4 protein-coding genes are annotated in these 5,502 nt (G+C 67.0%); 3 read left to right on the forward strand and 1 reads right to left on the reverse strand.

All coding sequences use genetic code 11. The features are described from left to right. Positions 1–103: 103 nt before the first annotated feature. A complete protein-coding gene (locus E1263_RS41730; RefSeq protein WP_132177901.1) occupies positions 104–1,120 on the reverse strand; it encodes a LacI family DNA-binding transcriptional regulator in 1,017 nt (338 codons plus the stop codon). 84 nt (positions 1,121–1,204) lie between these two features. On the opposite strand from E1263_RS41730, the gene E1263_RS41735 reads away from it, so the two are divergent. From E1263_RS41735 to E1263_RS41745, 3 genes are read left to right on the forward strand one after another with little or no spacing between them, the layout of a single operon-like run. Continuing rightward, on the forward strand, positions 1,205–2,500 hold the full coding sequence (locus tag E1263_RS41735) for an ABC transporter substrate-binding protein (RefSeq protein ID WP_132177903.1): 1,296 nt from the start codon (positions 1,205–1,207) through the stop codon (positions 2,498–2,500). A gap of 7 nt (positions 2,501–2,507) precedes the next feature. Then, positions 2,508–3,386 (forward strand): carbohydrate ABC transporter permease, encoded by an 879-nt coding sequence (locus E1263_RS41740; RefSeq protein ID WP_132177905.1) that lies wholly within the window; start codon positions 2,508–2,510, stop codon positions 3,384–3,386. Next, positions 3,383–4,303, forward strand: coding sequence for a carbohydrate ABC transporter permease (locus E1263_RS41745; RefSeq protein ID WP_132177906.1), 921 nt, complete (start codon positions 3,383–3,385; stop codon positions 4,301–4,303). The genes E1263_RS41740 and E1263_RS41745 overlap by 4 nt, the downstream gene beginning before the upstream one ends. Positions 4,304–5,502 lie beyond the last annotated feature (1,199 nt).

The following is a 5,502-nucleotide window of genomic DNA, read 5'->3' on the forward strand; positions in this document are numbered from 1 at the left end:
GGTCAACCCCGCGGATGGTGGGTTGCACCACCGGATTCTGCTGCTGCAACCCACCAACTCAGGGGTTGACCCCTGAGAGGTTTCGGGAGGGAGGGGCGGCGGGTCAGGCCGGGGGAGCGGTGGATTCGCGGACGGTGAGGACCGGGTCGGCCGTGCGGCGGTTGATCATCGTGGCGGGATTGGCGATGACCGAGAGCAGGACCTCGGCGGCTTGCCGGCCGAAGTCGAAAGTGTCGCGGGACATCGCGGTCAGGGCCGGGTGCATCAGCTGGGTCAGGATCGAGTCGTCGAAGGCGACGATCGACAGGTCGCCCGGGACCGACACGCCCATCTCCATCGCGACGCCGAGCCCGGCGACCGCCATCACGTCGCTGTCGTAGACGATCGCAGTCGGCCGATCCGCCTGTGCGAGCAGCCGGCGGGTGGTTGCCGCACCCTCCGCATCGCTGAAGTCCGTGGTCAGGGACGGCGCGTCGAGCAGGCCGAGCCGGGGTGCCGCGTCGCGGACGGCGCGAATTCGCCGCTGCGTGTGCTGGAAGATCGGCGTACCGGCGACGTGGGCGATCCGGCGGTGACCAAGCGCAGCCAGATACTCCACAATCGTGAGCATGGCATCCCGGTCATCGGCCCAGACCGACGGCAGTTGCCCCTTGCCGCCGCGGCCACCGATCACGACGGCGGGCAGTTCGAGCGCCTTGAGCTCGTCGATCCGCGGGTCGCGCACGGTCAGGTCGACCAGGATTACGCCGTCCACGCGGTGCTCCGAGGTCCAGCGCTTGTACATCTCGATCTCGGCCTCGGTGTCCTCGACGATCAGCAACTGCAGCGAGATCGACTCGGCAGACAGGCCCGACTGCACCCCGGACAGCAGATGCGCGAAGAACGGCTCCACGCCAAGTGTGCGCGCCGGGCGGGCGATCACCATCCCAACCGAGTCGACGCGCGACGCACCGAGCGCCCGGGCAGCGCTGTGCGGCCGCCACGCCATCTGCTCCGCGATCCGCAGGATCCGTTCCCGCGTCGCCTCGCTGACCCCCGGCCGCCCGTTCAGCGCAAACGACACAGCGCCCTTGGACACACCTGCGCGCAGTGCGATGTCCGCAATCGTCGGTCTGGCCACGGTACCTCCCTCACCCTTGACAGCGGATTCTACGATGTGAATAGTTCGGGAGCTATACCGGTTTATCAATCCCTGGAGAATCCCATGCGTAGACGCCGTTCGGCGTTGGTGGCCCTGCTGGCCGCCTCGGCTCTCACCCTGGCCGGCTGCGGCCTCGGCTCGTCCGACAGCTCCGGCGACGGTGGCGCCAAGCCGACCGTCGGCGCGGATGCCCAGGTGACCGGCGCGGTCTCGCTGCAGACCTGGGCCTTGAAGCCGAAGTTCACGTCGTACGTCGAAGGTGTGATCAAGGCCTTCGAGGCGAAGTACCCGGGCACCAAGGTGACCTGGCTGGACCAGCCTGGTGATGGTTACGACAAGAAGGTCCTCAGCCAGGCCTCGGCCGGCGACCTGCCCGACGTGGTCAACCTGCCGCCGGACTTCGCGCTGCCGCTGGCCAAGCAGAACCTGCTGCTCGACGTCGCCGCGGCCGACGCGAAGATCAAGGACGAGTACGTCGAGGGCGGCGTGGCGGCGTACCAGTACCAAGGTCTGAGCGGCACCTTCGGCTACCCCTGGTACCTGAACACCGACATCGACTACTGGAACTCGGACAAGTTCGCCGCGGCCGGTCTGGACGCGAAGAACCCGCCGAAGACCTTCGACGAGCTGCTCGCGGCCGCCAAGATCATGCACGACAAGTCCGGTGGCAAGGAATACCTGATGAGCCGGCTGCCCGGCATCGGTGACCTGACCAACGCGGGCGTGAAGATCCTGTCCGACGACGGCAAGAAGTTCACCTTCAACAGCCCCGAAGCCGCCGCGCTGCTCGACAAGTACCGCGAGGCCTACAAGGCCGGCTACCTGCCGCGCGACATCCTGACCCAGGAATACCTCGGCAACTCCAAGCTCTTCACGCAGTCCAAGGTCGCCTGGACCACCGGTGGTGGCAACGCGATCCAGGACTTCACCAAGGACAACCCGTCGCTGAAGGGCAAGATCGTCCCGTCGCCGGCCCTCGACACCCCGCCGCTGTACGTGCAGGGGCTGTCGGTCTCGGCCAAGACCAAGAACCAGGCCGCCGCGATCGCGCTGGCCCGTTTCGTCACCAACGCCGAGAACCAGGCCGCGTTCGCGAAGATCGTGAACATCTTCCCGTCCACCAAGGCCTCGGCCTCCGACCCGTACTTCTCCAAGTCCGACGGTACGCCGGAGTCCGACGCGAAGGTGCTCGCGTTCGAGTCGCTGGCCAAGGCGAAGTCGCTGACGCCCGCGGTCATCAGCGGCGCGACGAACGACTTCATCGGCCAGCAGATCTCGCTCGCGATCTCCGGCAAGATCACCTCGCAGGCAGCCCTGGACGCGGCCGTCAACAAGGCCAACCAGCTGCTCACCCAGTAAGGACCTAATGCGCTACCAACGTTGGTTCACTCCGTGGGTGCTGGTGATTCCAGCACTCACGTGGTTGCTCGTGTTCAACCTGTGGCCGTCGATCAACACGGTGATCCTGTCGTTCACCAACGCCAAGCCACTCGGTGGCGGCACGTTCGTCGGGCTGAAGAACTTCGAGACCCTGCTGCACGACGAGCAACTGCGATGGGCGCTGCTGAACAGCGTCATCTACATGGTGGTCTGCCTGCCGTTCCTGACCGTCATTCCGCTGCTGCTCGCCGTACTGGTGGAGAAGAAGCTGCCCGGCATCACGTTCTTCCGGACGGCGTTCTACACCCCGGTGGTCGCCTCGGCCGTGGTCGTGGCGCTGATCTGGCAGTGGATTCTGGACGACCGCGGTCTGGTCAACGGTCTCGCCGAGAAGCTCGGCGTGATCTCCGGGCCGCTGCCGTTCCTGTCCGACCAGTGGCTGCTGTTGCTGAGTGCGATCAGCCTGACGATCTGGAAGGGGCTGGGGTACTACATGATCATCTACCTGGCCGCCCTCGGGAACGTCGGCCGTGAACTGCACGAGGCTGCGGCCGTCGACGGCGCCAACCCGTTCCGGCGGTTCATCCACATCACGATTCCGGGTGTCCGCGGCACGATGATCCTGATCTCGATCCTGATCTCGGTGTCGGCGCTGCGGGTCTTCTCCGAGCTGTTCATCCTCAGTGGCGGCAAGGGCGGTCCGGGCGGTCGCGACAACTCGGTCGTGATGCTGATCCAGCAGTACAGCCAGGGCTTCGAGGGCAACCTCGGGTACGCGTCGGCCCTGTCGATCGTGCTGTTCTTCGTCACCGTCGTCCCGATGCTCGTCCTGGCCCGGCTGAACAGAAAGGGCGCGGAGGCATGAGCACAGTCACCGACCCGGCGCGGCCCATCGCACTTCCTGACGAGCCCGGTACGCCGAAGAAACGCCGCCGGAGCGGGACTTTCGGGTTCAACACCGTGTCACCGCGGGAGAAGGTGATCCGGTACGTCCTGCTCGTGTTCGTGCTGCTGATCACGATCGGGCCGTTCCTGTGGCAGTTGTCGACCTCGCTGAAGGGGACCGGCGAGGACATCTACACGCGGATCCCGCGGCTGCTCCCTGGCCAACCGACCTTCGACCACTACAAGGCCGTCGCCGACACCATCCCGGTCTGGGACTACGCGCGGAACTCGCTGGTGGTCGCCGTACTGGTTGTCGGCGGCAACATCATCGGCGCGTCGCTGGCCGGGTTCGCGATCTCGCGGTTGCAGTTCAAGGGCCGCAAGCTGGTGCTCGGCCTGTTCCTGGCGACGCTGGTCCTGCCGGGCGAGGTCACGATCATTTCGCAGTACGTGACGGTCCGGGAGTTCGGGCTGGCGAACACGCTCTTCGGTGTCGCCCTGCCCGGCATGATCGGCGCACTGAACGTCCTGCTGATGTACAACGCGTTCCGCTCATTGCCGATCGAGGTCGACCAGGCCGCGATCGTGGACGGCGCCAACGCCTGGCAGCGCTTCATCTTCATCGGCCTGCCCTCGGTCCGCGGAACCATCAGCGTGGTCGCGATCTTCGCCTTCATCGGCGCCTGGGACGACTTCCTCTGGCCGCTGATCGTCCTCACCGACCCCGACAAGTACACGCTGACCGTCGGCCTGCAATACCTGTCCGGCACCTTCAGCAACAACCCACGGCTGATCGCCGCCGGCACAATGATCGCGTTCATCCCGATCGTGATCGTCTTCGCCGTCTGCCAGCGCTTCTTCTTCAAGGGAGTCGAAGAAGGCGCCGTCAAGGGCTGACACCACCCCTCCCGCCGCCAACACAACCAACTGCAGGTAGTCCGATCTGGCGACTGCTCCGCGTCCCGCCCCACGCGGCAGTCGCCCGCCGAACGCCATACCTGCAGTTCTTCGTGCGCCCGCCCTCTGTCGCCGCCTACCAGGCTGCGGGCGACACGAGCGACTGCAGGTAGTCGGCCCCAGCGCCGCATCCGCGGTCCGCCCCACGCGGCAATCGCCCGCCCAGCGCCATACCTGCAGTTCTTCGTGCACCCGCACGTTCCGCCCACCGGCCGGGTGAGTTCGGCACGACCAGCTGCAGGTAGTCGGCCCAGTACCGCATCCGCGATCCGCCCCGGCTGACAGTTGCCCGCCGAGCGTCGTACCTGCAGTCCTTCGTGCGCCGGCCCGTTCCGCCACCGCCCGGGTGGGGTCGGCGCGACCGACTGCAGGTAGTCGGCCTCGGTACCCGAGCCGCGTTCCGCCGCAGGTGGCAGCCGCGCGGCGAGCGTCGTACGTGCAGTTCTTCGTGCGCCCGCCCACTTCCGCCGCAGCCGGGTGACGTCGGCACGACCAACTGCAGGTAGTCGGCCCCAGTACCGCATCCGCGTTCCGCCCCGGCTGGCAGTTGCCCGCCGAGCGTCGTACCTGCAGTCCTTCGTGCGCGCGCCCGTTTCCAACCCCGGTGGGGTTGGGGGTCGGCACGAGCGACTGCAGGTAGTCGGCGCCGGCGTTGCATCCGCGGTCCGCCCTGCGTGGCACTTGCCCGCCCAGCGCCATACCTGCAGTTCTTCGTGCGCCCGCCTTCTGTCGCCGCCTACGAGCGACACGAGCGACTGCAGGTCCTCGCCCTTGGCGCCTGCTCCGCCGTCCGCCCCGCGTGGCAATCGTCCGCTGAGCGTCGTACGTGCAGTTCTTCGTGCGGCCGCTCGTTGTCGCCGCCAGCCGGGTGGGTTCGGCACGACCAACCGCAGGTAGTCGGCCCCAGCACCCGATCCGCGTTCCGCCTCGCGTGCCAGTCGTCCGCCGAGTGCCGTACTTGCAGTTCTTCGTGCGACTGGGGTTGTTGTGTGGGTACGGCGACTTTGAGCACCGGTCGGTCGGATTTCGGCGCGAGATGTGGTTGATGGGTGCTCAAGGTGCTGCTGCGACTGAACCCACCGTGGGGGCGCTAACGACTGCAGGTGGTAGGGCTTGGGGCGGTGGCTGGGGGCTTGTGG

The sequence above is a fragment of the Kribbella antibiotica genome (genome assembly GCF_004349055.1).
Taxonomy (GTDB): Bacteria; Actinomycetota; Actinomycetes; order Propionibacteriales; family Kribbellaceae; genus Kribbella; species Kribbella antibiotica.

Coding starts and splice junctions, on each gene's coding strand:
- E1263_RS41735 (WP_132177903.1), top strand. CDS start 1,205: ATGCGTAGACGCCGTTCGGCGTTGGTGGCCCTGCTGGCCGCCTCGGCT.
- E1263_RS41740 (WP_132177905.1), top strand. CDS start 2,508: ATGCGCTACCAACGTTGGTTCACTCCGTGGGTGCTGGTGATTCCAGCA.
- E1263_RS41745 (WP_132177906.1), top strand. CDS start 3,383: ATGAGCACAGTCACCGACCCGGCGCGGCCCATCGCACTTCCTGACGAG.